Annotated in this window: 25 protein-coding genes and 1 riboswitch; of the genes, 16 read left to right on the top strand and 9 right to left on the bottom strand. The window is 70.0% G+C overall.

From position 1 onward, the window contains the following. Window positions 1-181 precede the first annotated feature (181 nt). Window positions 182-1,294 carry a phosphoserine transaminase gene (gene serC, locus L2Z93_RS03075; RefSeq protein ID WP_090589084.1) on the top strand — a complete coding sequence of 371 codons (1,113 nt, stop codon included), beginning with the start codon at window positions 182-184 and terminating at the stop codon, window positions 1,292-1,294. A 104-nt stretch (window positions 1,295-1,398) separates the two neighbouring features. Next, window positions 1,399-2,277 (top strand): septation protein SepH, encoded by an 879-nt coding sequence (gene sepH, locus L2Z93_RS03070; protein WP_090589083.1) that lies wholly within the window; start codon window positions 1,399-1,401, stop codon window positions 2,275-2,277. 126 nt (window positions 2,278-2,403) lie between these two features. Here the strand turns inward: sepH and L2Z93_RS03065 are convergent, their stop codons facing one another. Both L2Z93_RS03065 and L2Z93_RS03060 read right to left on the bottom strand, forming a co-directional pair. Next, window positions 2,404-2,859, bottom strand: coding sequence for an SRPBCC family protein (locus L2Z93_RS03065; RefSeq protein WP_090589082.1), 456 nt, complete (start codon window positions 2,857-2,859; stop codon window positions 2,404-2,406). Between the two features lie 60 nt (window positions 2,860-2,919). Beyond that, window positions 2,920-3,180, bottom strand: a complete 261-nt coding sequence (locus L2Z93_RS03060; RefSeq protein ID WP_090589081.1) for a DUF2530 domain-containing protein — start codon at window positions 3,178-3,180, stop codon at window positions 2,920-2,922. Between the two features lie 75 nt (window positions 3,181-3,255). Here L2Z93_RS03060 and L2Z93_RS03055 point away from each other — a divergent pair, with 75 nt between their 5' ends. Then, complete coding sequence (locus tag L2Z93_RS03055; RefSeq protein WP_090589080.1) at window positions 3,256-4,062, top strand: TrmH family RNA methyltransferase; 807 nt, start codon at window positions 3,256-3,258, stop codon at window positions 4,060-4,062. Beyond that, on the top strand, window positions 4,059-4,337 hold the full coding sequence (locus L2Z93_RS03050) for a DUF2537 domain-containing protein (protein WP_090589079.1): 279 nt from the start codon (window positions 4,059-4,061) through the stop codon (window positions 4,335-4,337). Before L2Z93_RS03055 ends, L2Z93_RS03050 begins: the two co-directional genes overlap by 4 nt. 408 nt (window positions 4,338-4,745) lie before the next feature. Here the strand turns inward: L2Z93_RS03050 and L2Z93_RS03045 are convergent, their stop codons facing one another. Beyond that, window positions 4,746-5,486 (bottom strand): DUF3027 domain-containing protein, encoded by a 741-nt coding sequence (locus tag L2Z93_RS03045; protein ID WP_234786156.1) that lies wholly within the window; start codon window positions 5,484-5,486, stop codon window positions 4,746-4,748. Between the two features lie 477 nt (window positions 5,487-5,963). On the opposite strand from L2Z93_RS03045, the gene L2Z93_RS03040 reads away from it, so the two are divergent. Together L2Z93_RS03040 and L2Z93_RS03035 are read left to right on the top strand one after the other, a co-directional pair. Next, window positions 5,964-7,544 carry an MFS transporter gene (locus L2Z93_RS03040; protein WP_090589077.1) on the top strand — a complete coding sequence of 527 codons (1,581 nt, stop codon included), beginning with the start codon at window positions 5,964-5,966 and terminating at the stop codon, window positions 7,542-7,544. Further along, window positions 7,541-8,020, top strand: a complete 480-nt coding sequence (locus L2Z93_RS03035) for a DUF2771 domain-containing protein (RefSeq protein ID WP_090589076.1) — start codon at window positions 7,541-7,543, stop codon at window positions 8,018-8,020. The genes L2Z93_RS03040 and L2Z93_RS03035 overlap by 4 nt, the downstream gene beginning before the upstream one ends. A 399-nt stretch (window positions 8,021-8,419) precedes the next feature. Here L2Z93_RS03035 and L2Z93_RS03030 read toward each other — a convergent pair whose 3' ends face one another. Next, the gene (locus L2Z93_RS03030) at window positions 8,420-8,836 is read right to left on the bottom strand and encodes a cold-shock protein (protein WP_090589333.1); all 417 of its coding nucleotides are present in this window, start codon (window positions 8,834-8,836) and stop codon (window positions 8,420-8,422) included. 151 nt (window positions 8,837-8,987) lie between these two features. Between L2Z93_RS03030 and L2Z93_RS03025 the strand changes: the two genes are divergently transcribed. Beyond that, window positions 8,988-9,389 carry a YccF domain-containing protein gene (locus L2Z93_RS03025; protein ID WP_090589075.1) on the top strand — a complete coding sequence of 134 codons (402 nt, stop codon included), beginning with the start codon at window positions 8,988-8,990 and terminating at the stop codon, window positions 9,387-9,389. A gap of 289 nt (window positions 9,390-9,678) precedes the next feature. Then, window positions 9,679-9,854: riboswitch (cyclic di-AMP (ydaO/yuaA leader) on the top strand. Window positions 9,855-9,903: 49 nt separating this feature from the next. After that, the gene (locus L2Z93_RS03020; protein ID WP_370745833.1) at window positions 9,904-10,593 is read left to right on the top strand and encodes a transglycosylase family protein; all 690 of its coding nucleotides are present in this window, start codon (window positions 9,904-9,906) and stop codon (window positions 10,591-10,593) included. Between the two features lie 306 nt (window positions 10,594-10,899). Here the strand turns inward: L2Z93_RS03020 and L2Z93_RS03015 are convergent, their stop codons facing one another. Then, window positions 10,900-11,100: a hypothetical protein gene (locus tag L2Z93_RS03015; protein WP_193438960.1), complete on the bottom strand. Its 201-nt coding sequence runs from the start codon at window positions 11,098-11,100 to the stop codon at window positions 10,900-10,902. A 55-nt stretch (window positions 11,101-11,155) separates the two neighbouring features. Between L2Z93_RS03015 and L2Z93_RS03010 the strand changes: the two genes are divergently transcribed. The 6 genes from L2Z93_RS03010 to L2Z93_RS02985 all read left to right on the top strand — a co-directional run bounded on the left by L2Z93_RS03010 (window position 11,156) and on the right by L2Z93_RS02985 (window position 17,474). Next, window positions 11,156-13,408 carry a helicase-associated domain-containing protein gene (locus tag L2Z93_RS03010; RefSeq protein ID WP_090589066.1) on the top strand — a complete coding sequence of 751 codons (2,253 nt, stop codon included), beginning with the start codon at window positions 11,156-11,158 and terminating at the stop codon, window positions 13,406-13,408. Between the two features lie 9 nt (window positions 13,409-13,417). After that, the gene (locus L2Z93_RS03005; protein ID WP_090589065.1) at window positions 13,418-15,067 is read left to right on the top strand and encodes a DNA repair helicase XPB; all 1,650 of its coding nucleotides are present in this window, start codon (window positions 13,418-13,420) and stop codon (window positions 15,065-15,067) included. Window positions 15,068-15,200: 133 nt separating this feature from the next. Further along, on the top strand, window positions 15,201-15,509 hold the full coding sequence (locus L2Z93_RS03000; protein WP_162561916.1) for an SDR family NAD(P)-dependent oxidoreductase: 309 nt from the start codon (window positions 15,201-15,203) through the stop codon (window positions 15,507-15,509). Continuing rightward, complete coding sequence (locus L2Z93_RS02995; RefSeq protein WP_090589063.1) at window positions 15,475-16,020, top strand: SDR family NAD(P)-dependent oxidoreductase; 546 nt, start codon at window positions 15,475-15,477, stop codon at window positions 16,018-16,020. Before L2Z93_RS03000 ends, L2Z93_RS02995 begins: the two co-directional genes overlap by 35 nt. Window positions 16,021-16,030: 10 nt before the next feature. Next, window positions 16,031-16,456 carry a pyridoxamine 5'-phosphate oxidase family protein gene (locus L2Z93_RS02990; RefSeq protein ID WP_090589062.1) on the top strand — a complete coding sequence of 142 codons (426 nt, stop codon included), beginning with the start codon at window positions 16,031-16,033 and terminating at the stop codon, window positions 16,454-16,456. Window positions 16,457-16,466: 10 nt separating this feature from the next. Beyond that, entirely contained in the window at window positions 16,467-17,474 is a 1,008-nt protein-coding gene (locus tag L2Z93_RS02985; RefSeq protein ID WP_090589061.1) for a nitronate monooxygenase, read from the top strand. On the opposite strand, the gene L2Z93_RS02980 is transcribed toward L2Z93_RS02985, so the two are convergent. Further along, a complete protein-coding gene (locus L2Z93_RS02980; RefSeq protein WP_090589060.1) occupies window positions 17,471-18,457 on the bottom strand; it encodes an LLM class F420-dependent oxidoreductase in 987 nt (328 codons plus the stop codon). The two genes, L2Z93_RS02985 and L2Z93_RS02980, sit on opposite strands and share 4 nt — an antisense overlap. Window positions 18,458-18,534: 77 nt before the next feature. Here L2Z93_RS02980 and L2Z93_RS02975 point away from each other — a divergent pair, with 77 nt between their 5' ends. Next, window positions 18,535-20,178 carry a tetratricopeptide repeat protein gene (locus tag L2Z93_RS02975; RefSeq protein ID WP_090589059.1) on the top strand — a complete coding sequence of 548 codons (1,644 nt, stop codon included), beginning with the start codon at window positions 18,535-18,537 and terminating at the stop codon, window positions 20,176-20,178. On the opposite strand, the gene L2Z93_RS02970 is transcribed toward L2Z93_RS02975, so the two are convergent. Both L2Z93_RS02970 and L2Z93_RS02965 read right to left on the bottom strand, forming a co-directional pair. Next, on the bottom strand, window positions 20,175-20,342 hold the full coding sequence (locus L2Z93_RS02970; protein WP_162561915.1) for a hypothetical protein: 168 nt from the start codon (window positions 20,340-20,342) through the stop codon (window positions 20,175-20,177). The genes L2Z93_RS02975 and L2Z93_RS02970 overlap by 4 nt on opposite strands. A 138-nt stretch (window positions 20,343-20,480) precedes the next feature. Continuing rightward, the gene (locus L2Z93_RS02965; RefSeq protein WP_128111792.1) at window positions 20,481-21,374 is read right to left on the bottom strand and encodes a DUF8017 domain-containing protein; all 894 of its coding nucleotides are present in this window, start codon (window positions 21,372-21,374) and stop codon (window positions 20,481-20,483) included. Window positions 21,375-21,468: 94 nt separating this feature from the next. On the opposite strand from L2Z93_RS02965, the gene L2Z93_RS02960 reads away from it, so the two are divergent. After that, the gene (locus L2Z93_RS02960; protein WP_090589057.1) at window positions 21,469-22,056 is read left to right on the top strand and encodes a class I SAM-dependent methyltransferase; all 588 of its coding nucleotides are present in this window, start codon (window positions 21,469-21,471) and stop codon (window positions 22,054-22,056) included. A gap of 70 nt (window positions 22,057-22,126) precedes the next feature. Here L2Z93_RS02960 and L2Z93_RS02955 read toward each other — a convergent pair whose 3' ends face one another. Then, window positions 22,127-24,271 carry a 3-hydroxyacyl-CoA dehydrogenase NAD-binding domain-containing protein gene (locus tag L2Z93_RS02955; RefSeq protein ID WP_090589056.1) on the bottom strand — a complete coding sequence of 715 codons (2,145 nt, stop codon included), beginning with the start codon at window positions 24,269-24,271 and terminating at the stop codon, window positions 22,127-22,129. Between the last annotated feature and the right edge of the window lie 6 nt (window positions 24,272-24,277).

Genomic DNA, 24,277 nt, shown 5'->3' with positions numbered 1-24,277 from the left:
GGTGCTTCGGGGTTTAACGACGGTACCGCAGGTATCGGTACCGCCAAAAGCTTTCAAACGCGCCGAATAAAGTGAGGTTACCTGCGGAATCGGCGCTGGTGTGTCACAGGTCACTATTCGGCCGCTTCCGGCCGAGGGGCCCCGGATGGAACTCCCGGACCGGTCACTACGCTTGACGCCCATGGCTGACGAATTGACCATTCCCGCAGATCTCAAACCCGCCGACGGCCGGTTCGGCTGCGGTCCGTCGAAGGTGCGGCCCGAACAGTTGTCCGCGCTCGTCGGCAAGGGCGCCGCGCTGTTCGGCACCTCGCACCGCCAGGCCCCGGTGAAGAACCTGGTCGGCCGGGTGCGCGACGGGGTTTCTCAGCTCTTCTCCGCGCCCGAGGGCTATGAGGTGATCCTGGGCAATGGTGGCGCCACCGCGTTCTGGGACGCCGCGGCGTTCGGCCTGATCAACGAGCGCTCGCTGCACCTCACCTACGGCGAGTTCAGCTCGAAGTTCGCCTCCGCGGTCAAGAAGAACCCGTTCGTCGGGGACCCGATCGTGGTGTCCGCCGACGCGGGCAGCGCCCCAGAGGTGCAGTCCGACCCGTCGGTCGACGTGGCCGCCTGGGCGCACAACGAGACCTCCACCGGCGTCGCGGTTCCGGTGACCCGGCCCGACGGCGACGCCCTGGTGCTGATCGACGCGACCTCCGGCGCCGGCGGCCTGCCGGTCAACATCGCCGACACCGACGCCTACTACTTCGCGCCGCAGAAGAACTTCGCCAGCGACGGCGGGCTGTGGCTGGCCGTGATGAGCCCGGCCGCGCTCGAGCGGGTCGAGCAGATCAAGGCCTCCGATCGCTGGGTCCCGGAGTTCCTGTCGCTACCGATCGCCGTCGACAACAGCCTCAAGAACCAGACCTACAACACCCCGGCCATCGCCACCCTGCTGCTGATGGCCGAGCAGCTGGACTGGCTCAACGGCAACGGCGGCCTGGACTGGGCGACCGCGCGCACCGCCGACTCGGCGTCCCGGCTGTACGGCTGGGCCGAGGCGTCGTCGTTCGCGACGCCGTTCGTGTCCGATCCGGCGCTGCGCTCGCAGGTCGTCGGGACCATCGATTTCGACGAGGCGGTGGACGCCGCCGCGGTCGCCAAGGTGTTGCGCGCCAACGGGATCGTCGACACCGAGCCGTACCGCAAGCTGGGCCGCAACCAGCTGCGGGTGGCGATGTTCCCGGCGATCGACCCCGAGGACGTCAGCGCCCTGACGGCCTGCGTCGACTGGGTCGTCGAGCGGCTCTGACAGTCCGCGGCGTTTGATGGCGGCGTGTCACCGCGTTACGGCTTCGTTACTCCCGTAGGGTGCGCTGAAAGCGCGCTCGGCACCGGGCTCGCGGGGAGGTCGACATGCGGGATCTGAAGGTCGTCGGGCTCGACGGCCGGCACATCATCTGTGAGACCGCCTCGGGCGCCGGTCCCGCCGACAAGTTCCGGCTGCCGGTGAACGACAAGCTGCGCGCGGCGGTCCGCGGCGATCAGGCCGCCGCCGGCCAGACCGAGATCGACATCGAGTCGAGCACCCGGCTGCGCCCGCGCGACATCCAGGCCCGCATCCGCGCGGGGGCCTCGGTGGAGCAGCTGGCCGCGTCCTGCGGCGGCGACATCGACCGCATCCAGCGGTTCGCCGACCCGGTGCTGCTGGAACGTTCCCGCGCCGCCGAACTGGCCACCGCCGCGCACCCGATCCTGCCCGACGGGCCGTCGGTGCTGACCCTGCTGGAGACCGTCACCGGAACCCTGGTCAACCGCGGCCTGAACCCCGAGCAGGTGTCCTGGGACGCCTGGCGCAACGAGGACGGCCGGTGGACGGTGCAGCTGTCCTGGCAGGCCGGCCGCTCGGAGAACGTCGCGCACTTCCTGTACACACCGGGCTCGCACGGCGGGACCGTCTCGGCCGCCGACGACGCCGCGAACGCGCTGATCAACCCGTCGTTCGAGCGGCCGCTGCGCCCGGTCGCCGCGGTTGCGCAGCTGGACTTCGGGCCGCGCCGCGCGAAGGAGCCCGCCGCTCCCGTCGTTCCGGCCGCGCGTCAGGAAATGCTGGTCGACGAGGCGCCGGCCGCTCCCGCACCGTCAGCGCCGGCTGCTTCAACTGCTCCGGCTGCATCGACTGCGGACACCCCGGCCGACGAGGACTCCCCCAAGCCGCGTCGGCGCGCCGCCCACCCCACGGTTCCCGGCTGGGAAGACGTGTTGCTGGGCGTTCGCTCCGGCTCCGGCCGCTAGGCTTTCCCCTCGGCGTTGTCTACTCGGGGCCTCTTCGCGTCAGCTCGCAAGCTCGCTGACACTCAGCTCCCCTCGGCGTTGTCTACTCGGGGCCTCTTCGCGTCAGCTCGCAAGCTCGCTGGACACTCAGCTCCCCTCGGCGGCCGCCTTGATGCGGGCCAGCGAGGTGTTCATGCCCTCGACGAGCTCCTGCTCGAAGGTGTCGACGCCACCCAGCATGTTCTTGGTCAGCACGACGGACACCTTGCTGACGCCGTTGGGGGCGCGACGGGACTCGACGACGCGGGTGCCGTCCACCGTCGGCTCCAGCTCGTAGCTCCAGATGCTGCCGTTGGCGTCGACTTTGAAAGCCAGCTTCGATTGCGGCACCACATCGGTGATGGTGCAGGTGGTGGGCCAGAAGAGCATCCCGCGGCGGTTGAGGTTGAGGGTCTTGGTGCCGGGCTTGAGCGCGCCGAGGGCCTTCATCTTCCGGCACTGCGGGCTCCACTCGGGCATCCGGCTGAGGTCGCTGATCAGCTCCCACACCTTGGCCGGCGGGGCGGCGATGTCGATCTGGGCCTGCAGAAGTTCAGCTGCCATGGGTTCACTCCGATTCTTCAGGGATAACAACGGCCGCACCGTGGTTGGACGGCGCAGGGTCTACATATCGCGCAGCACGTCCTGGGCGCCCTTCGAGCCGCGCCGGGCGGCGCTGCGCTGCCAGGTGAACAGGAACAGTCCGAACGCGCCGACGCCCAGCCCGGCGACGGCGATCGGCCGCCAGGTCTGCAGACTCGGGACAGTGAAGGCCGCGATGGCCACCGCCAGCCAGATCAACGCGCCGACGGCGATCATCGGCATCGGATCCAGCAGCGACTTGGGCAGCGCGGGGGCCTGCACGGGAGTCTTGGGCTCGGGCATCGAGGTTCAAGATAGCCGATCGCATAGGTTGTCCGAGTGCCCTGCCCGCCCCAGCCTGAAACCGTCGGTACCGGATTGGTGATCGACATCGATGACCCGGCCGACCCGCGGCTGGACGACTTCCGCGACCTCAATAGCGTCGACCGTCGCCCGGACCTGCCCAGCGGCAAGGGCTTGGTGATCGCCGAGGGTGTGCTGGTGGCGCAGCGGATGCTGGCCTCCCGGTTCACCCCGCACGCGCTGCTGGGGGTGGAACGCCGTCGCGTGGAATTGGCACACGATCTCGCCGGGCATCCCGGCCTGCCCTTTTACCGGGTCAGCGCCGACCTGATGGCGCAGGTCGTCGGCTTCCACCTCAATCGCGGGGTGCTGGCCGCCGCCCGTCGTCCCGAGGAACTGGACGCCACCGCGTTGCTGGCGCAGTCCCGCACCGTCGCGGTGCTCGAAGGCGTCAACGACCACGAGAACCTCGGGTCGATCTTCCGCAACGCCGCCGGACTGGACGTCGACGCGGTGCTGTTCGGGCCCGGGTGCGCGGATCCGCTGTACCGCCGCGCGGTGCGGGTCTCGATGGGGCATGTGCTACTCGTGCCGTTCGCCCGGCTGCCGCAGTGGCCGCAGGGCCTGCGCCTGCTGCGCGACGGCGGCTTCACCCTGCTGGCGATGACGCCGGGCGAAGGGTCCGTGCCGCTGAGCGAGGCCATGCCCGACGACGCGAAGGTGGCCATCCTCGTCGGCGCCGAGGGTCCGGGTCTGACCGAGACCGTGCTGCGCGCCGCTGACCTGCGCGTCCGCATCCCGATGGCCCGCGGCACCGACTCGCTCAACGTCGCAACCGCTGCCGCCTTGGCGTTCTACGAGCGGGTTAGGGTCGGGTCATGACGCGGGAGCCGACGCCCTGGGGCACGGGCCTGACGTTGACCGCGTTCGTCGCCGTCGTCACCGCGATCGCCGTGGTGGTGCTCAGCACCGGCCTGGTGCGCGTGCATCCGATCCTGGCGGTCGGGCTGAACCTGGTGGCCGCCGGCGGTCTGGCGCCGACGGTGTGGAGCTGGCGGCACACCCCGGTGTTGCGCTGGGTGGCGCCTGGTCTGGCCGTCGGGACCGGCGGGGCGTGGGTGGCGCTGCTGGCGCTGGGCGCCACCGGGAGTCTTTAAACGCGGGCGAAGGACTCGCCTATGCCACGCAGGCACGTTTGCGGCCGCGAAAGACGACCGCCGTGCACGCAGGTTCGCGAGTGGCCTGTTAGCGCACGCAGAACGCCTTGAGCGGCCGGTTAGCGCACGAGGGCTCCGTGGCGTACGCCTCGCGCGGGGCAGTCCTGGGCCGTTGTGTTCCTGGTCGGCCGCTCGTGCCGTCGTTGGCCGCTCGCTATGGAAAACGTGCCGTCGTTGGCCGCTCGAGAAGGAAAACGTGCCGCCGTTGGCCACTCGCGGTCAGGAGACGACCGCAGTTGCACACTCGCGCCGGGAACGACCCCTGCGGGCACACCGCACCCAAAACGGCTGGCGCATGCTCGCCGGCGCGGAACCCCATCCGCAACACCGCCGCCACCAGCAATCTTTCTAGACGCTGGTCGGGTTCTCGCTGACGTCGAGCACACCGTCGTCGAACGGGTCGAACAGCGGGGAGCCGTTGCCGGGCGCCGGCGGAGTGTCGGAGTGCGCGCCGCAGCCGTAACCGAAGTCCACCACGTGCCCGTCGGCCGCGAATTCGTTGGCGCACACCCCGAAGAGGGTGCCCAGCTCGCCGGACAGCGGGACCAGATAGCCGCAATCCCGGCAGGCGCGCTTGGTGGATCGCGCCATCGCGCTATTGGGACCGTAGTCGCCGTCGTGCCAGCGCTCGGCGGCGTCGGCACGACCCCACGGCGAGAGCACCTGCTTGCGGCCGAACCCGAATTCGGGCGCGGTCTCATCGACCGCCGGATCGCCGGACAGCGTGTAGCCGGGGACCAGCCGCGTGTCGTCGGCGGGCGGGGCGAGCAGATCGCCGGGGCCCAGGTCTCCGGGGCGCACCCGCTGATCCCACGGCAGCCAGTCCGGGGCCAGCAGCGCGTCGGGCCCGGGCACCAGCACCACTTCACTGACGGTGACGTGCTGGGCGCCGGGGTAACCGGCCACCACGACGGCCCACTGCCAGCCGCCGTAACCGGGCACCTGCGCCAGGAATCGGTGGGTGGCCGCGGTCGGGTCTTCCAGTTCGGCGCCCAGGTAGTCGCCGACGGTGTCGCCGCTGTGCTCGGTGACCGCGTCGCGGGCCTGCTCGGCCGCGCCGAGCAGTAGCTCGGCCAGGGCCGCCAGCAGCGCGGGGTCCGGCTCGGGTTCCGGTTCCGGCTCGACGGCCGGTTCTTCGTCGACGGCTTCATCGACGACGGGTTCTTCACCAACAACGTCGTCGACAACGGGCTCAGCGTCGATGACGGCCTCGGTCACGTCCTCGACCTCGATGGCCTCGGTGGTGACGACCTCGGGAACGTCGGCCGCGGTCTCGTCGGCCTCCGTCGCGAGGATGCACGCGTCCTCGATTTCAGGCGCGGCGACCTCGACGTCGGGCGTGGTCTCGTCCGGGGCGAACTCGGGTGCGTCACTGGGGCTGTTCATAGCGCCTCTATCTTGCCCGACACCTGCCCCGATAAGCCACACCGCCGGTGGCTTTGCCGACACCGGCAGACGGTGCGCATAGCTGTCGCCCGGATAGGGAACAATCTCACTGTGTCCAATAAGCAGCGACGGCAACCGGGGAACGGCCCCGGGTCCGGTCGCCGCGACGAGCATCCGGGAATGGCGAACTATCCCACCGACCCGCCGGGACACCGTCGTCCCGGGGTGGCCTACACCGGCCCGAGTTCCAATCGCTACCTGCCACCGCTGGACGAGGACTGGGACAGCCGTCACCCCGACGAGCCCACCGATCCCGATCAGCGGATGGACGGGGCGTACCGGATCACCGTGACCCGCGCGGCCGCCATGCGCAGCCGCGAGATGGGCACCCGGATGTACGGCCTGGTGCACCGCGCGGCCACCGCCGACGGCGCCGACAAGTCCGGTATGACCGCGCTGACCTGGCCGGTCGTCGCGAACTTCGCCGTCGACGCCGCGATGGCCGTCGCGCTGGCCAACACGCTGTTCTTCGCCGCCGCGACCGGGGAGTCCAAGAGCCGGGTGGCGCTGTACCTGCTGATCACCATCGCGCCGTTCGCGGTGATCGCGCCGGTGATCGGGCCCGCGCTGGACAAGCTGCAACACGGCCGGCGGGTGGCCCTGGCGATGTCGTTCGTGCTGCGCACCGGCCTGGCGCTGGTGCTGATCCTCAATTACGACGGCGCCACCGGCAGCTTCCCGCCGTGGGTGTTGTACCCCGCCGCGCTCGGCATGATGGTGCTGAGCAAATCGTTCTCGGTGCTGCGCAGCGCGGTCACGCCGCGGGTGATGCCGCCGACCATCGACCTGGTGCGGGTGAATTCGCGGCTGATGATGTTCGGCCTGATCGGCGGAACCATCATCGGCGGCGGCATCGCGGCCGGCATCGAGTACCTCTGCAACACGCTGTTCGACATGCCCGGGGCGCTGTTCGTCGTGGTGGCGGTGTCCCTGGCCGGCGCCGCGCTGTCGATGAAGATTCCGAGCTGGGTGGAGCAGACCGCAGGCGAGGTGCCGACCACCCTGAGCTATCACGACCAGTCGGCCCCGTCGCGCCGTCACCCCGGGCCCGTCGAACAGCCGCGTCAGCAGCTCGGCCGCAACATCATGACCTCGATCTGGGGCAACTGCACGATCAAAATGATGGTCGGCTTCCTGTTCCTCTACCCGGCGTTCGTCGCCAAATCGCACGACGCCAGCAGCTGGGAGCAGCTGGCCATCCTCGGCGTGATCGGCGCGGCCGCGGGGGTGGGCAACTTCGCCGGCAACTTCACCGCCGCCCGGCTCAAACTGGGCCGCCCGTCGATGCTGGTGGTGCGCGCGACGATGGCGGTGACGGCCGTCGGGCTGATCGCCGCCATCGTCGGCAACCTCGCCGCCGCCGCGGTGGCCGCCGGGGTGACCTCGGCGGCCAGCGCCATCGGCAAGTCGTCGCTGGACGCCGCGCTGCAGGACGACCTGCCGGAGCGCTCGCGGGCGTCGGCGTTCGGGCGCTCGGAGTCGCTGCTGCAGCTGGCGTGGGTGCTCGGCGGCGCCCTCGGCGTGCTGGTCTACACCGACCTGTGGGTAGGGTTCACCGCGATCACCGCGCTGCTGATCCCGGGGCTGGCGCAGACCATCGCCAGCTTCGAGGGCGGGTCGCTGATCCCCGGCTTCGGCGGCAACCGCCCGGAGTTGGTCGGCACCGAACGACCGGCCCCCAAGACCGGGAGTCCCCGATGAAGCGCTTGGCCCTCATTGCCGTCGCGGGTGTGCTGTTGCTGATGGCGGCCTTCGGCGTCGGCGGCTACCTGGGCACCCGACATTCCGCGGAATTCCCGCGGGTCAGCGCGTTCACCCGGGGCGAGCTCAGCACCCCGGGCCCGTTCGTCTACTGCGACCCGCTGTTCACCGAGTGCTTCGACCCGCAGGACAGCGGGGCGCTCGATGTCGACCCGGGCAATGTGGTGCAGCTGTCGGTGCCCGACGAGATCGGGAAGCACCTGTGGCGGCTGCTGCTGGTCCATGAGGACGGCGCCATCGAGGCGATCTTCCGCCCCGGTGAGCGCTCCGCGGTCACCATCGCCACCGTCGACCCGAATCAGGGCAAGCTGCAGCGGATCGTGGTGCAGCTGCCGACGATCGTGCTGGTCGACGGCGAAGAGGCCGAGACCTTCCACGCCGAGTGGAGCGTCGCGGCCAACTGGCCGGCGGGCTAGGCGGGGTACGACGGCGGTTCTAGGCCTCAGTCGCCTGCCGGCGCTGCGACTCAGAATGGAAACGCGTCCCGAACGCCGGACTGCGAGGCCCTGCGCCAGGCTGCAACGACGGCACGTTTTCGTTCTCGAGCGGCCAACGGCGGCACGAGCGGCCGACTAGGAACACAACGGCCCAGGACCGCCCCGGCCGAGGCGTACGCCACGGAGCCCTCGAGCATCAACTGACCACTCGAGGCGTTGTGCGTGCGCCAATTGGCCACTCAACACGTTCTGCGTGCGCCAACTGGACCCTCGCTGCACGCACGGCAGTCGTCGCTGGCGGACGCGAACGCGCACCCCGGATCCATCTCTGACGGCGACGGTCCATGTCAGGATTTTCATGACACGACCCAGGCGAGGCTAGGCGTCGAGCTCCCGGGCGACGGCCTTGACCACCTCGGAGACCCGACGGGCGATCTTGCGGTCCGGGTAGCGGCCCTTGCGCAGCTCGGGCTGAACCGTGCTCTCCAGCAGGGTGATCATGTCCTCGACCATGCCGTGCAGCTCATCGGGGGTGTGCTTGTGCTCAGCCGGCCCGCTGGGTTCCCGACGGGGGCGCGAGGACAGCGTCGGCGGCGCCTCCAGCAGCGTGACCTGCAGGGCCTGCGGGCCGCGGCGGCCCGAGGCGATGCCGAACTCGACCCGCTGGCCGGGCTTGAGCGTCTCAACGCCCGCGGGCAGCGCCGAGGACCGGACGTAGACGTCCTCGCCCTCTTCCTGGGACAAGAACCCGAAGCCCTTGTCGGCGTCGTACCACTTCACCTTGCCGGTCGGCACTGTCTTCACCTGCTCATCTCGCGGCCATCGGGCCTGTCACAACAATTAAGCGCCCCACGTGGAGACGCTGTCCGAGTCATGCTACTCGGCCGGGTGGCGTTGCGGCATTCGGATTTGATCGCCGCCGCAATCCGGTGGGTAGCCTCGAAATATGCGCGTCGTTCTGAATGTCATCTGGCTGATCTTCGGCGGCCTCTGGCTGGCCATCGGCTACTTCCTGGCGGCGCTGGTGTGCTTCGTGCTGATCATCACCATCCCGTTCGGGTTCGCGTCGTTGCGGATCGCGTCCTACGCGCTGTGGCCGTTCGGGCGGACGATCGTCGCCAAGCCCGGAGACCGGCCCGGCGCGCTGATCGGAAACATCATCTGGGTGGTGCTGTTCGGGTGGTGGCTGGCGCTGGGACACCTGGTGTCCGCGGCTGCGATGGCGATCACTATCATCGGGATCCCGTTGGCCCTGGCGGACCTGAAAATGATCCCGGTCTCGCTGGTTCCGCTTGGCAAGGAGATCGTTCCGGTCGACGGAAAACCGGTTGAGTACGCCCGATCCTGAGGGTTTAAACCCCTCAACCTGAGAATTTCATTGTGATTTGGCTCACATAACGAACAGGTCACGAAATGTCCAACACTCGTGACAGCGCGACGCCGTCCTGCGGAAACGCGATCGCGTAGTGGCGCTTTAGAATCCTCTTAAAGTTTGCTGGCGGGCGAATCGCTGCTTTAGCGATCGCGTGACGAGATTGCCGATAGGCATTAGCGTCTCCTCTCGTGCCTGCCCGTCATGGACGACGGCACGCACGCCTGAACCCGGTTGCGCCGAGCTCCATCCACCGGGTAAGGGCCACAGCAACCCGCGGATGGAGACGGGGGACCCAACCGGTCCCGCCGATCGGACCTGGGGCCAACGGCCCCTTGGGGTGAAGCCGACGTTTGGTCATTCGTGGCTAGACGACGGCCGGGCAGCCTCTCCAGCCCGAACCCGACAGCTGACCTCGTGGGCGCGTTGCAGAGAGGAATACAGACTTATGAGCGGACGTCATCGCAAGCCTTCGTCATCGGCCGCGAACGTGGCCAAGATCGCCGTGACCGGCGCGGCCCTCGGTGTTGGCAGCCTCGCTGCGGCCGGCGCCGCCAATGCGGCCCCCGACAGCGAGTGGGATCAGGTCGCAGCCTGCGAGTCGGGCGGCAACTGGGCCATCAACACCGGCAACGGCTACCACGGTGGCCTGCAGTTCTCCCCCAGCACCTGGCGTGGCGCGGGCGGCGGCGAGTTTGCCCCGGCCGCCTACCTGGCCACCAAGGAGCAGCAGATCGCTGTCGCCGAGCGCGTGCTGGCCTCCCAGGGCCGTGGCGCCTGGCCGACCTGCGGCCGTGGGCTGTCCAGCCCCACCCCGCGCAACGTGAGCGTGGAGACCGCCCCCGAGGCCCCCGTTGACGCCCCGGACATGCTGGCGCTGCAGAACCCGGCCCCGGCCGCTCCTGCCCCCGCCCCCGAGGCGCTGCCGCCGGCCCCTGAGGCCCCGGCTCCGGCCCCCGAAGCCCCGATCGACGCTCCGGAGCTGAACGCGGTTCCCGAGGCCCCGGCCCCCGAGCTGCTGCCCGCCCCCGAAGCCCCGGCCGCCGAGCCGATGGCCGCCCCGGCCCCGGCCCCCGAGGTCGTGCCGGTCGCCGCGCCGACCACCGAGGACTACATCGCTGCGGTCCAGCAGGCCGTCGCCGCCCAGGGCCTCAGCCAGAACGTCGTGCTGAAGGGCTAACAGCCCCCAAATAGTTCGGCCCGGAGGGATTCCCTCCGGGCCGAACTGCTTTGCGTGGGTCGCGAGACTGCTTTGCCTGGGTCGCGAGCGCCACTTTTTGCACGACGGCCAGTTTTCGCACACCCCGTCCTGGGCTTTCGCGTACCAAAAGTGGCGCTCGTGCAAAAAGTGGCGCTCGCGGGCCGCGCGGGATACGCAGGCAGGCGTAAGCAGCCACGGGCAAGGAAAAGCGCACGGCGAGCCGGAGCCGTCGTGCGCTGAACCCGCGAAACTACCGACGCCTGACGCGGTAGAACCTGCGAGAACTTACCGGTTCACCACCGTGTACGGCTGGATGTAGGGCAGCTCGTCGGCGGGCAGCGGGAAGTGGGTGTCGCCGAACGGCGACAGCGAGCCGGTGCGGTCGCTGACCAGCTCGGAGACGGCGTGCTCGCCCGGGGCCACCTCGGGCCAGCCCGGATCGACGTACTGCTTCTTGGAGTTCGCGTTGTCAGCCACGAGTGTCATTGTGACAGCCATGGTCGGCCAGCGTGCGACAGAGGCTGTTTTACGCTGGTCGACGATGAAAAAACAGTCCCGGGGCACACCGCTCGGCGCGTGGCTCGCCGAGCTGCCCGACGACGGCCTGGTGCGGCTGTTGACGCTGCGGCCCGACCTGGCGCAGCCCGCCCCGGCCAGCATCGCCGCGTTGGCCTCCCGCGCGCAGGCTCGGCAGTCGGTGCAGGCCGCCACCGACGAGCTGGATCTGCTGCGACTGTCGGTGCTCGACGCGCTGCTGGTGCTGCACGCCAATGTCAGCCCCGTCCCGCCCGCGGCGCTGACCGACCTGCTCACCGGACGCGCCGACCCCGCCCAGGTGCGCCACGCCCTCGATGAACTGAAGGCCCGCGCGCTGGCCTGGGGCGACGACGAGATCCGGGTGGCGTCGGAGGCCACCGCCGGACTGCCCTGGTACCCCGGCCAGGTCATGCGCGACGGCGGCGACCTGACCAACGACGAACTCGCGGCCCTGATCGGCGGGCTGGACCCCGAGCAGCGCGAACTGCTGGACCGGCTCGCCGAGGGTTCTCCCGTCGGGCGCACCCGCGACGCCCGCCCGGACGCTCCCCAGGCCAACCCGGTGCCCCGACTGCTGGCCGCCGGCCTGCTGATGCGCGTCGACGACGAGACCGTGCTGCTGCCCCGGCGGGTGGGCCAGCTGCTGCGCGGCCAACAGCCCGACCCGATCGAGCTCACCCCGCCGGACGCGGCGGTCGCGCAGGTCAGCCAAATGGAGGCCGACGGGGCCGCCGCGGTGGCCGTCATCGACCTGCTGCGCGAAGTCGACACGGTGCTCAACACGCTGGCCGCCTCCCCCGCGCCGGAGCTGCGCAGCGGCGGGCTCGGGGTGCGGGAAGCCAAACGGCTGGCCAAGGCGACCGGCATCGGTGAGGACCGGCTGACGCTGATCCTGGAGCTGGCCGCCACCGCGGGGCTGATCGCTTCCGGCATGCCCGACCCGGCGCCCGAGGACGGCAACCCGCCGTACTGGGCGCCCACGGTGGCCGCCGACCGCTACCAGGACACCCCCGCCAGCGGCCGCTGGGCACTGCTCGCCCAGGCGTGGCTGGCGCTGCCGGCCCGGCCCGGCCTGGTCGGCCAGCGCGGGCCCGACGGCAAGCCGCTGGTCGCGCTGTCGCACGCGCTGCACTCCTCGGCCGCGCCGCTGGACCGTCGGCTGCTGCTGACCATGCTCGACGAGTTGCCCGACGGCGCCGTCACCCGGGCCGAGGAGGCGTCGGCGGCGCTGGCCTGGCGTCGTCCCCGCTGGGCCGCCCGGCTGGCCCCGGAGCCGGTCGGGCATCTGCTAGCCGAGGCGCAGATCCTCGGGATTCTGGGCCGCGGCGCGCTGACCACCCCCGGCCGCGCGCTGCTGCGCGACGGCGTCGAGGCCGCCGCCGAGGCGATGGAGCAGGCGCTGCCGGACCCGGTCGACCACTTTCTGCTGCAGGCCGACCTGACCGTCGTCGTGCCCGGGCCGCTGGCTCCCGAACTGGCCGAGGAACTCACCGCGGCCGCCGACATCGAGTCGGCGGGGGCGGCGTCGGTGTACCGGATCAGCGAGGCCAGTGTGCGCCGCGCGCTGGACGCCGGACACAGCGCCGGCGGGCTGCACGGGTTCTTCGAGCGCCACTCCAAGACCCCGGTTCCGCAGGGGTTGACCTACCTGATCGATGACGTGGCGCGCCGGCACGGGCAGCTGCGGGTGGGGATGGCGTCGTCGTTCGTGCGGTGCGAGGACCCGGCCCTGCTGGCCCAGGCGATCGGCGCGCCGGCGGTCCGGGTGCTGGAACTGCGGCTGCTGGCCCCGACCGTGGCGATCTCCCAGGCGCCGATCGGCGAGGTGCTGGCCGCGCTGCGGGCCGCGGGGATGGCGCCGGCCGCCGAGGACGCCTCCGGCGCCATCGTCAACCTGGCCGCCCGCGGCGCCCGGGTGCCGGCCAATCCGCACCGGCGGTCCTTTCGACCCCCGCCGAACCCGTCCAACCACGACAATCTGGTCGGGCTGGTGTCGGTGCTGCGCCGGGTCGAGGCCACCCCGGACGGCGAGGTCATCGACCCGAACCAGGCGACGGTCGCGCTGCTGCGCGCGGCGATGCAGCGCTCCGACGTGCTGATCGGCTACCGGGACAACGCCGGGGTGTCGAGCCGACGGCTGGTCACCCCGGTCAGTGTGCGCGGCGGCATCCTCACCGCGTTCGACGAGACCTCCGGCCGGGTGCGGGAGTTCGCCGTGCACCGCGTGACGTCGGTGGTGTCGGACCTTGGAGGATAATGGCGGGTTATGACTGACGGCCCGCTGATTGTGCAGTCCGACAAGACCGTGCTGCTGGAGATCGACCATGAGCAGGCCGGCGCCGCGCGGGCGGCGATCGCGCCGTTCGCCGAGCTGGAACGCGCGCCCGAGCACGTGCACACCTACCGGATCACCCCGCTCGCGCTGTGGAACGCCCGCGCTGCCGGGCATGACGCCGAGCAGGTGGTCGACGCGCTGGTCACCTACTCCCGGTACCCGGTGCCGCAGCCGCTGCTGGTCGACATCGTCGACACCATGGCCCGCTACGGGCGCCTGCAGCTGGTCAAGCACCCCGCGCACGGCCTGACGCTGGTCAGCCTCGATCGCGCGGTGCTCGAGGAGGTGCTGCGCAACAAGAAGATCGCTCCGATGCTCGGCGCCCGCCTCGACGACGACACCGTGATGGTGCACAACAGTGAGCGCGGCCGGATCAAGCAGATGCTGCTCAAGATCGGCTGGCCCGCCGAGGACCTCGCCGGTTACGTCGACGGCGAGGCGCATGCCATCGAACTGACGCCCGATGGCTGGGAGCTGCGGGACTACCAGCAGCTGGCCGTCGACTCGTTCTGGGCCGGCGGGTCGGGCGTGGTGGTGCTGCCCTGTGGCGCGGGCAAGACCCTGGTCGGCGCGGCGGCGATGGCCAAGGCCGGGGCGACGACGCTGATCCTGGTCACCAACACCGTCGCCGGTCGGCAGTGGAAGCGCGAGCTGCTGGCCCGCACCTCGCTGACCGAGGCCGAGATCGGCGAGTATTCCGGCGAGCGCAAGGAGATCCGGCCCGTCACCATCGCCACCTACCAGGTGATCACCCGTCGCACCAAGGGCGTCTATAAGCATCTGGAGCTGTTCGACTCCCGCGACTGGGGCCTGATCGTCTACGACGAGGTGCACCTGCTGCCGGCGCCGGTGTTCCGGATGACCGCCGATCTGCAGTCGCGCCGGCGGCTCGGCCTGACCGCCACGCTGATCCGCGAGGACGGCCGCGAGGGCGACGTGTTCTCGCTGATCGGCCCGAAGCGCTACGACGCGCCGTGGAAGGACATCGAGGCCCAGGGCTGGATCGCGCCGGCCGAATGCGTCGAGGTGCGGGTCACCATGACCGAGAACGAGCGGATGACCTACGCGATCGCCGAGCCGGAGGAGAAGTACAAGCTCTGCGCGACGGCGCACACCAAGATCGCGGTGGTGCGCTCCATCCTGGCCCGCCACGAGGGCGAGCAGACCCTGGTGATCGGCGCCTACCTGGACCAGCTCGACGAACTCGGCACGGAACTCGACGCCCCGGTGATCCAGGGGTCGACGAAGAACGCCGAACGCGAGGAGCTGTTCGACGCGTTCCGCCGCGGCGAGATCAAGACCCTGGTGGTCTCCAAGGTCGCGAACTTCTCCATCGACCTGCCGGAGGCGTCGGTCGCGGTGCAGGTGTCCGGCACCTTCGGCTCCCGCCAGGAGGAAGCACAGCGGCTGGGCCGGCTGCTGCGGCCCAAGCACGACGGCGGCGGCGCGGTGTTCTACAGCGTGGTCAGCCGGGATTCCCTGGACGCCGACTACGCCGCGCACCGGCAGCGTTTCCTGGCCGAGCAGGGCTACGGCTACATCATCCGCGACGCCGACGACCTGCTGGGACCAGCCATCTGAGAGCAGCTCGTTCCATTTGCTGTGATGTTCGACACGACGGCCGATCCGGGGAATAATCCTACTTATGTTCCGCTGCTCACAATCGCCCTTTCGGCGCGTCTGTATTGCGTTGAACAGGAGTAACGTCCACTTCGTGGACGTACGTGGATGCAAGATTCTGATCACGGGAGCGTCGAGCGGCATCGGCCGCGCACTCGCCATCGAGCTTGCTGAGCGGGGCGCGACCCTGGCCATCGCAGCACGCGGCGCAGACCGGCTCGCCGAGGTCGCCGACCGAACCGGCGCCACCGTGCATCCGGTGGATCTGTCGATCCGCGGCGAGGCCGCCCGGCTCGCGGCGGAGGTCGGCCCGGTCGACATTCTGATCAACAACGCGGGGCGCCGGACTCGCCGCTCCGGTCGCGACCATCGGGGACAACGACGAGGCCCGCGCCGCATATGAGCTCAACTATTGGAGTCCCCTGGCACTGATCCACTCCCTGCGCCCGGAGGCGATCGTCAACGTCACCTCGCTGGCCCCGGTCACCCCGTGGCCACTGTCCGGCGGTTACGCGTCGGCCAAGGCGGCGCTGTCGGTGGCCACCGAGATCATGCGGATGGAGCTACCGGACTCCCTGGTCATCGAGGTGGTCCCCGGACCGGTGGACACCCCGGTGCAGGCCGAAGTGCGACTCATCCCGGGCACCGGCGAGATGCTCGACCGGTTCCCCGTCGGGGACGCCGGAACCTGCGCGAAGCGGATCATCAAGGCCATCGAACACGGTCGGCGCACAGTGGTGTACCCGCGGGAGTACGCCCCGGCGCTCGCGTTCCCGACGATCGGCCGTCGATTCCTGCGCTGGCGCACCCGCAACGTCCGCCTCGGCGAAGTCATCCTGCGGACCGGCAGCCACGGCGACCCGGAGGCCCAGGCGGCCCGTCGATCCTGGACGCCCCGCCAGCACGCCTCCTAACCTGGAAGCCATGGCTCTCTCCAAGGATGATCGCGAACAGTTTCTGTCCGAGCCGCACATCGCGGCCCTGTCCGTCAGCGCCGGCGCCGACCGCGGCCCGTTGACCGTGCCGATGTGGTACCAGTACTCCCCCGGCGGGCAACCGTGGGTGCTGACCGGCAAAGGCTCCCGCAAGCACCGGCTGATCGAGGCCGCCGGGTGCTTCTCGCTGATGGTCGAGCGGCTGGACCCGTCGGTGCGTTATGTCGCCGTGGACGGCGCGGTGGACAGCATCGAAGCGGCCTCCGACGAGCATCTGGTGGAGCTGACGCGGCGCTACCTGCCGGCCGACAAGGTGGAGGGGTATCTGGAGATGGCCCGCGCCGAGCACGGTGAGAGCGTGATCGTCCGGATGCGCCCGCAGCACTGGAACGCCTCCGATCTCGGCTCCCTGTGATCGCGAAACCGTGATCACACAGCTCGACGTTCCGCTGGTCGCGGCGCCCATGGCCGGCGGGCCCACCACTCCCGCCATGGTGATCGCGGCCGGTTGGGCCGGTGGGCTGGGTTTCCTGGCGGCCGGTTACCAGACCGTCGAGACGATGGCCGCCGCGATCGCGGAGGTGCGCGCCTCGGGAATCCCGTTCGGGGTCAACGTCTTCGCTCCTACCCCGGTGCCGATCACCGCCGAGCGCTACGCGCAGTACGCGGCGCTGATGCAGCGCGAGGCCGACCGCTTCGAGATCACGCTGCCGACGGTCCCGGTCGACGGCGACGACGATTTCGACGTGAAACTCGGCGCGCTGCTGGCTGACCCGGTCCCCGCGGTGAGCTTCACCTTCGGCCTGCCGTCGGCCGCGGTCATCACCCGACTGCGGCGCGCGGGGACCTTCGTGGCGCAGACCGTGACCTCGGCCGCCGAGGCCCGCGCTGCCGCGGACGCTGGCGTGGACTGCGTTGTGGCGCAGGCTTATACGGCCGGCGGGCACAGCGGAACCTTCACCCCCGACCGGATGCCCGAGCCGCTGCCGATCACCGACCTGGTCACGGTGGTGAGCGCCGAGGTGAAGCTGCCGGTGATCGCGGCCGGCGGATTGAGCACGGAGTCGGAGGTGGCCGCGGCGCTGGCGGCCGGCGCGGCAGCCGCGCAGCTCGGCACGGCGCTGCTGCTCGCTGAGGAAGCCGGCACGTCGGCGATCCACCAAGCGGCCCTGCGGGATCCGGCGCGCACCGAGACGGTGCTGACGCATGCGTTCACCGGACGCCCGGCCCGCGCGCTGCGCAACCGGTTCACCGACGAGTACACATCCGCGGCGCCGCTGGGGTATCCGGCGCTGCATTTCCTGACCAGCCCGCTGCGCAAGGCGGCCGCCGCAGCTGGCGACCCGGAGTTGGCGCACCTGTGGGCCGGGACGGGTCACCGAAATATCCGTCGCGGCGGCGTCGGGCAGATCTTCGGCGAACTCTCCCCCTAGCGGAGAGTAGGGATCACCGCGCGTTCGAAGAGCTCGATCCCGGAGCGGTCGTAGGCGGCTTCGGGGAAGTAACAGATCAGGTACCCGCAGCCCAGATCCTTGAGCCGCGAAAGCTTTTCGATGACCTGCTCCGGGGTTCCGGAGGCGGGGCCGCGCATGGTGTCCACGCCGGTCTCGGCGGCCTTCTCCCCGACCAGCGAGCCGTAGCGGCCGCGCAGCTGCGCCAGCCGCGCGTCGACGTCGGCCTCGATCTGTCCGATCACCACGTTCACGCACGCCGAGCGGACGATGGCGTCGTAGTCGGTCCCGACGTCGGCGCAGTGCGCGGCGAGCACCTTCGACTTGTGCTCGAACTCCACCGGGTTGCCGCTGAAGTTGGTGTAGTCGGCGTAGCGGGCCGCGATCTTGAGCGTGACCTTCTCCCCACCACCGGCGATCCACAACGGAATCCCGTTCTCCTGCAGCGGTTTCGGCGCGACAATCGCGCCGTCGACCTGGTAGTGCTTGCCGTCGAAGCTGACGAGGCCGTCGCGCCAGGCGTCCCGCATGATCTGCACGCCCTCGTTGAGGCGGGCCAGCCGGACGCCGGCCGAGGGGAATCCGTATCCGTAGGCGCGCCATTCGTGCTCGTACCAACCGCCGCCGATGCCCATCTCGGTCCGGCCGCCGGAGATGATGTCGACGGTGGCCGCGACCTTCGCCAGGTACACCGGGTTGCGGTAGCTCATCGCCGTGCACATCTGGCCGAGCCGGATCCGCGAGGTGCTCGCTGCCAGCGCGGCCATCAGGGTCCAGGCCTCGTGGGTGGCCTCGCCGGTCGGCTCGGGCACGGTGTGGAAGTGGTCGTACACCCACAGCGATTCCCAGGCGTCCCCGGCGTCGGCGTGCCCGGCCAACGAGTTCATCACCGCCCAGTGCTCGGCGGGTTCGATCCCCACCAGATCCAGTCGCCAGCCCTGTGGAATGAACATTCCGAAACGCATGAGTTCGACTGTAGCCGCGGGCCGGTGCGGCGCATACCCTGACGGAACCCCGACCCACGGCGATAGGCGCAGTGCCAATGGACAATTATTTCGACCTTGGCGACTACCACCGCGCGGTGAGCACTTCATCCGAGCAGGCGCAGATCTGGTTCGACCGGGGCCTGATCTGGGCCTACGCGTTCAACCACGGTGAGGCCGTCGCCTGCTTCGAGCGCGCCCTGAGCCACGACCCGCAACTCGCGTTGGCCCGGTGGGGCATCGCGTACGCCATCGGACCCAATTACAACAAGGCCTGGGACGCCTTCGACCCGCTGGAACTGGGCGTCGCGCTGGCTCGCGCCCGCGACGAACTGCGCCTGGCGCGAGACGGCCGGGCGACCCCGGCCGAACGTGGTTTGATCGACGCGCTCACGACGCGGTTCGCCGACGTCGACGCCGATGACCTCGAGGCGCTGGCCGCCGGGCACGCCGCCTACGCCGACGCCATGGCGGTGTTGGCCGCCCGGTTCCCCGACGACCTGGACATCGCGGTGCTGACCGCCGACGCGCTGGTGAACGTCACCGCGTGGGCGCTGTGGGACACCCGCACCGGCGAACCGGCGCCGGGCTCCCGGGTCGCGCAGGCCCAGGCGATCCTGGAGGCCGGCCTGGCCACCGAAGCGGGCCGGGCGCATCCGGGCCTGCTGCATCTGTACGTGCACACCATGGAGATGTCGGCGCATCCCGAAACCGCGCTTCCCGCAGCGGATCTGCTGCGCGGGTTGGTCCCCGATTCCGGGCATCTGGAGCACATGCCGACCCACATCGACGTGCTGTGCGGGGACTACCACGCCACGGTGGAGTCGAACCTGGCGGCCGTCGCCGCGGACCACAAGTTCCTCGCCGCCGAAGGACCGCTGAACTTCTATTCGCTCTACCGCGCGCACGATCTGCACTTCGTGGTCTACGGCGCGATGTTCAGCGGGCAGTCCGCGGTGGCGCTGCGGGCCGCCGACGAGCTCGCCGCGCAACTGACCCCGGAGCTGCTGTCCATCACCTCACCGCCGATGGCGGACTGGCTGGAGGCGTTCGTCCCGCTGCGCGCGCACGTGCTGGTCCGGTTCGGGCGCTGGGATGAGCTGATCGCCGAGCCGCTGCCGAGCGACCAGCAGTTGTACTGCGCCACGACGGCAACCCTGCACTACGCAAAGGGCGTCGCGCACGCGGCGAAAGGCGAACTGCCCCAGGCCCATGCGCAGCGTGCGGCGTTCGCCGCCAGTTACGCGGCGATTCCGGAGTCGCGCTACCTGTTCAATAACACCGCCCGCGACATCTTGTCCGTCTCCCAAGCCATGCTCGACGGTGAAATCGCCTACCGGGAGGGCGATTTCGAGGACGCGTTCGCACATCTGCGGGAGGCCATCGCCCGTGACGACGCGCTGCCCTATGACGAGCCGTGGGGGTGGATGCAGCCGACTCGGCACGCCTACGGAGCGCTGTTGTTGGAGCAGGGCCGGGTCGCCGACGCCGCCACGGTGTACGAGGCGGACCTCGGCCTGGATCCGACGCTGGCCCGCTGCTGCCAGCATCCGGGCAACCTGTGGAGCCTGCACGGGTACCACGAGTGCCTGCGGCGGCTGGGCCGAGAACGCGAGGCGAACATCATCGGCAAGCAGCTGGCCCTGGCGGCCGCCCGCGCCGACGTGCCGGTGCGCGCGTCGTGCGCCTGCCGGCTCGACTAAGCGCCCGGCTCGCCGAGGGCCTCCAGGCCGAACGCTCCAGCGGCCAGCCAGGCGCCCAGCCGGCTGCGGCGTTTCGGCGCCGACGGCGCGGGGTCCCGGTAACCCAGCCACACCGGCTGGTCCCACGGCGCGTACTGCGGCACTCCCATCGGCGAATGGGTCACGGCGTCCTCCTGCTGTCGGCTTCGCTTGCATCCGAAGCCAACCGCGGCCAACGCCCATACCGTGCACAAGTTTTCGCCGCCGTGGACGACGGGCTCAGCCCTCCGGGGATGCCGGGGGCGGGAGGTCACTGACCGGATTCAGGCCGGGACCGACGGCCGCAGGGTCGCCACCATCTGGTCGATGACCTCGGGGGCGGGGGCGCCGGCGACGCCCTGACCCATGCTGATGATGAACAGCACGGTGCCCTGCTGACCGTCCACCGTGGTGGCGACGACGGAATGCAGCCCGGCCGGGCCGTCGCACTGGTCGGCGACATCGCTGACAGTGGCGAGGATCTGCACGGCGTCGCGGCCGCCGACGGTCAGCGGGCGCGGCTGGCTCAGCGAGACCGTCGGCACGTGCCCGCCGGTGGTGAAGATGTCGACGACCTTGGCGGCCTCGGCGTTCGCCGCCTGGTAGATGTCGTCGATGTCGGAGGATCCGGGCACGCCGGCCACCGCGAGCGACTCGTCGGCGCACTGGCCGGGGAGTTCGGAGGCGCCGGTCATGGCCCGGATCGGGCAGTAGCCGAACGGCCCGTCCGGGCACTCCTTCTGCCAGCCGACCATGGTGTCGCAACTGAGGATGTTCCAGTCGGCGGGCACGTCGTAGGTCAGCTCGCGCTTGGTGGTGACGGTCTGCCAACCGGCCGGCGTGGCCGGTCCCGGTTCGGCGAGATACCCCTGGCAACCGGCCACCTCCGCTTCGGCCGGTTGCTCGACAGACGGGGTCATCGACGGCGTGTTCTGCACCGGTTGCGCGGTGACCGACCCCTTGGTCGTCGTCGCGGTGTCGCTCCCGCTGAGATCCGGGGACGCCCCTTTGCCCAGGACCACGGCCACCGCGCCACCGGCCATGATCAGCGCGAAGACGAGGACGGCCGCCAGCCACAGCGGCCACCGCGACGGGCGCTTCGGCGGCGGCCCGACGGGGCCATAGCCCACCAACTGGCTCGGCGCCCATTGCCCGTAGGGCCCCTGCGGATAACTCACAACGACCCCTTCCGGTCTGACCTGCGCACCAAACCTAACGCCGCCCCGGACCTGTCCAGGGCGCCAATTTCGGGCGCGGGCCTACATTGGAGTCATGGTCTCCAAGCAGCTGATTTTTCGGGTGATGTACCGGCTCGGATTCACTCCGTGGGACGGGCATCCGATCGCCCAGAACCTGCAAATGCTGGTCGCGGAACTGCCCGCGGGCCGGGCGCTGGACCTCGGGTGCGGCACCGGGGACGCCTCGATCTATCTCGCGCAACGTGGCTGGACGGTCACCGGCGTCGACTTCGTGCCGCAGGCGCTGGACAAGGCCCGGGCCAAGGCGGCCGCGGCCAACGCGCCGGCGGAGTTCGTCGAGGCCGACGTCACCCGGCTGAGCTCCGAAGGAGTCGGCGACGGCTTCGGGCTGATCGTCGACAACGGCTGTCTGCACAATATGAGCGACGCCGACCGGGACGGCTATGTCCGGGAGGTCGGCGCCGTGGCCGCGCCGGGCGCGCGGCTGCTCATCGTCGCGTTCCTGCCCGGCGGCCGGATGGGCGTCCGGGGCGTGTCGGCCGATGAGATGCGGCGGCGCTTCAGCCCCGGGTGGACGCTGCTGTCGTCGGGCAATGAGCGTCAACTCGACAAGGAGCAGACCCCCGCGCCGTTCTATCTCTACGAACGCAAAAACCCCTGAAATCACCGGGATTCCAGGGGTTTTCGCTCGTACTTGTTAGTTGCGCAGCCTAGTTAGTCGCGCAGCCTGGTCAGAGCAGCGACGCCGGGGGCAGGAAGCGGTCGCCGTAGCGCTCCGCCAGCTGCTTGGCGCGGGCCACGAAGGCCTCCTGACCGATGCCCAGCTCACCTTCGTAGCCGACGATGAACTGGTGCGAGCCGCCGGTGTAGGGCGGGAACCCGATGCCGAAGATGGAACCGATGTTGGCGTCCGCGGTGGACATCAGCACACCTTCGTCGAGGCACTTCTGGGTCTCGATGGCCTCGGCGAACAGCATCCGGTCGATCATGTCCTGGAACGGGATTTCCTTCGAACCGGAGTTGAAGGTCTCGATCAGGCCGGGCCACAGGCCGGTGCGCTTGCCGTCGGCGTACTCGTAGAAGCCGGCGCCCTTGAGCTTGGACGGGCGGCCCAGCTCGATCATCTTCTCGACCACGTCGCCGGCCGGGTTTTCCGGCGGGGTGCCACCCTCGGCGATGATGCCGTCGCGGGTGGCGACCGCGATCTTGTGCATCAGCTCGAGGTTGAGCTCGTCGGACAGCTGCAGCGGCGCGGCCGGGTAGCCCGCCTGCAGACCGGCCTGCTCGATGCTGGACGGCAGCACGCCCTCGTTGAGCATGGCCAGCGCCTCGTTGACGAAGGTGCCGATCACGCGCGAGGTGAAGAATCCGCGGCTGTCGTTGACGACGATCGGGGTCTTCTTGATCGCCAGGGTGTAGTCGAACACCCGGGCCAGCGCCTCGTCGGAGGTCTTCTCACCCTTGATGATCTCGACCAGCGGCATCTTGTCGACCGGCGAGAAGAAGTGGATGCCGATGAAGTCCTCCTGGCGCTTCACGCCGGTGGCCAGTTCGGTGATCGGCAGGGTGGAGGTGTTGGAGCCCAGCACCGCGTTCGGCTCGACGATGTCCTCGATCTCCTGGAACACCTTGTGCTTGAGCTCGACGCTCTCGAAGACGGCCTCGATGACGAAGTCCACGCCCTTGAGGTCGGCGGCGTCGGCGGTCGGGGTGATCCGGGCCAGCAGGGCGTCGGAGCGCTCCTTGGTGGTGCGCCCGCGCTCCAGCGCCTTGGCCTCGATCTTCTCCGAGTAGTTCTTGCCGCGCTCGGCGGCCTCCAGAGAGACGTCCTTGAGGACGACGTCGTAGCCGGCCTTGGCCGAGACGTAGGCGATGCCCGCGCCCATCATACCGGCGCCCAGCACACCGATCTTGGCGATCGGGGTCTTCTCGATGCCGTCCGGGCGGCTGCTGCCGCCGTTGATGGCCTGCAGGTCGATGAAGAACGCCTGGATCATGTTCTTCGCGGTCTGGCCGGTGACCAGTTCGGTGAAGTAGCGACTCTCGATCCGGCTGGCGGTGTCGAAGTCGACCTGGGAACCCTCGACCGCGGCGTCCAGGATCTTGCGCGGAGCTGGCATCGGCGCGCCCTTGAGCTGCTTGCGCAGCAGCGACGGGAACGACGGGAGGATGGCCGCCAGCGCCGGGGACGACGGGGTGCCGCCCGGGATCTTGTAGCCCTTCTTGTCCCACGGCTGCTCGCCGCCTTCGGGGTTGGCCTTGATCCACGCCTTGGCGGCCGGGATCAGCTCATCGACGCTGCCGACGAGTTCGTCGACCAGGCCGACGCTGTGCGCCTTGGCCGGCTTCATTCGGGCGCCCTGGGAGAGCACCTCCATGAAGGCCTTCTGGATGCCGAACATCCGGACGGTGCGGGTGACGCCGCCGCCACCGGGCAGCAGGCCGAGGGTGACCTCGGGCAGGCCGATGATGGAGCCGGGCACGTCCGCGGCGATGCGATGGTGACAGGCCAGCGCGATCTCCAGGCCGCCGCCCAGCGCCGCGCCGTTGATGGCGGCGACGACGGGCTTGCCCAGGGTCTCCAGGGCGCGCAGGTCGGCCTTCATGCCCTCGACCTCGGCGAAGATCTGCTCGGCGTTCTCCGGGCCGACCTGGAGCATGCCCTTGAGGTCACCGCCGGCGAAGAAGGTCTTCTTCGCGCTGGCGATCACCACACCGGTGATGTCGTCCTTCTCGGCCACCAGTCGCGCCACCGCGTCGCGCATGGAGTCGCGGTAGTGCTCGTTCATCACATTGGCCGAGCCGGTGGGGTCGTCCATGGTGAGGGTGACGATGCCGTCGGCATCCTTATCCCACTGAATGGTGTTCTCGCTCATGTCTTT

It is taken from the genome of Mycolicibacterium brumae (genome assembly GCF_025215495.1).
GTDB classification, from domain to species: domain Bacteria; phylum Actinomycetota; class Actinomycetes; order Mycobacteriales; family Mycobacteriaceae; genus Mycobacterium; species Mycobacterium brumae.
The sequence above is the reverse complement of the archived record's forward strand: the minus strand, read 5'-3'. Positions and strand labels throughout refer to the sequence as shown.

What these genes read in the sequence shown, in the direction of transcription:
- serC (WP_090589084.1), top strand. Translation starts at nt 182, where the DNA reads ATGGCTGACGAATTGACCATTCCCGCAGATCTCAAACCCGCCGACGGC.
- sepH (WP_090589083.1), top strand. Translation starts at nt 1,399, where the DNA reads ATGCGGGATCTGAAGGTCGTCGGGCTCGACGGCCGGCACATCATCTGT.
- L2Z93_RS03065 (WP_090589082.1), bottom strand. Translation starts at nt 2,859, where the DNA reads ATGGCAGCTGAACTTCTGCAGGCCCAGATCGACATCGCCGCCCCGCCG.
- L2Z93_RS03060 (WP_090589081.1), bottom strand. Translation starts at nt 3,180, where the DNA reads ATGCCCGAGCCCAAGACTCCCGTGCAGGCCCCCGCGCTGCCCAAGTCG.
- L2Z93_RS03050 (WP_090589079.1), top strand. Translation starts at nt 4,059, where the DNA reads ATGACGCGGGAGCCGACGCCCTGGGGCACGGGCCTGACGTTGACCGCG.
- L2Z93_RS03040 (WP_090589077.1), top strand. Translation starts at nt 5,964, where the DNA reads ATGGCGAACTATCCCACCGACCCGCCGGGACACCGTCGTCCCGGGGTG.
- L2Z93_RS03035 (WP_090589076.1), top strand. Translation starts at nt 7,541, where the DNA reads ATGAAGCGCTTGGCCCTCATTGCCGTCGCGGGTGTGCTGTTGCTGATG.
- L2Z93_RS03025 (WP_090589075.1), top strand. Translation starts at nt 8,988, where the DNA reads ATGCGCGTCGTTCTGAATGTCATCTGGCTGATCTTCGGCGGCCTCTGG.
- L2Z93_RS03015 (WP_193438960.1), bottom strand. Translation starts at nt 11,100, where the DNA reads ATGACACTCGTGGCTGACAACGCGAACTCCAAGAAGCAGTACGTCGAT.
- L2Z93_RS03010 (WP_090589066.1), top strand. Translation starts at nt 11,156, where the DNA reads ATGAAAAAACAGTCCCGGGGCACACCGCTCGGCGCGTGGCTCGCCGAG.
- L2Z93_RS03005 (WP_090589065.1), top strand. Translation starts at nt 13,418, where the DNA reads ATGACTGACGGCCCGCTGATTGTGCAGTCCGACAAGACCGTGCTGCTG.
- L2Z93_RS02990 (WP_090589062.1), top strand. Translation starts at nt 16,031, where the DNA reads ATGGCTCTCTCCAAGGATGATCGCGAACAGTTTCTGTCCGAGCCGCAC.
- L2Z93_RS02980 (WP_090589060.1), bottom strand. Translation starts at nt 18,457, where the DNA reads ATGCGTTTCGGAATGTTCATTCCACAGGGCTGGCGACTGGATCTGGTG.
- L2Z93_RS02975 (WP_090589059.1), top strand. Translation starts at nt 18,535, where the DNA reads ATGGACAATTATTTCGACCTTGGCGACTACCACCGCGCGGTGAGCACT.
- L2Z93_RS02960 (WP_090589057.1), top strand. Translation starts at nt 21,469, where the DNA reads ATGGTCTCCAAGCAGCTGATTTTTCGGGTGATGTACCGGCTCGGATTC.
- L2Z93_RS02955 (WP_090589056.1), bottom strand. Translation starts at nt 24,271, where the DNA reads ATGAGCGAGAACACCATTCAGTGGGATAAGGATGCCGACGGCATCGTC.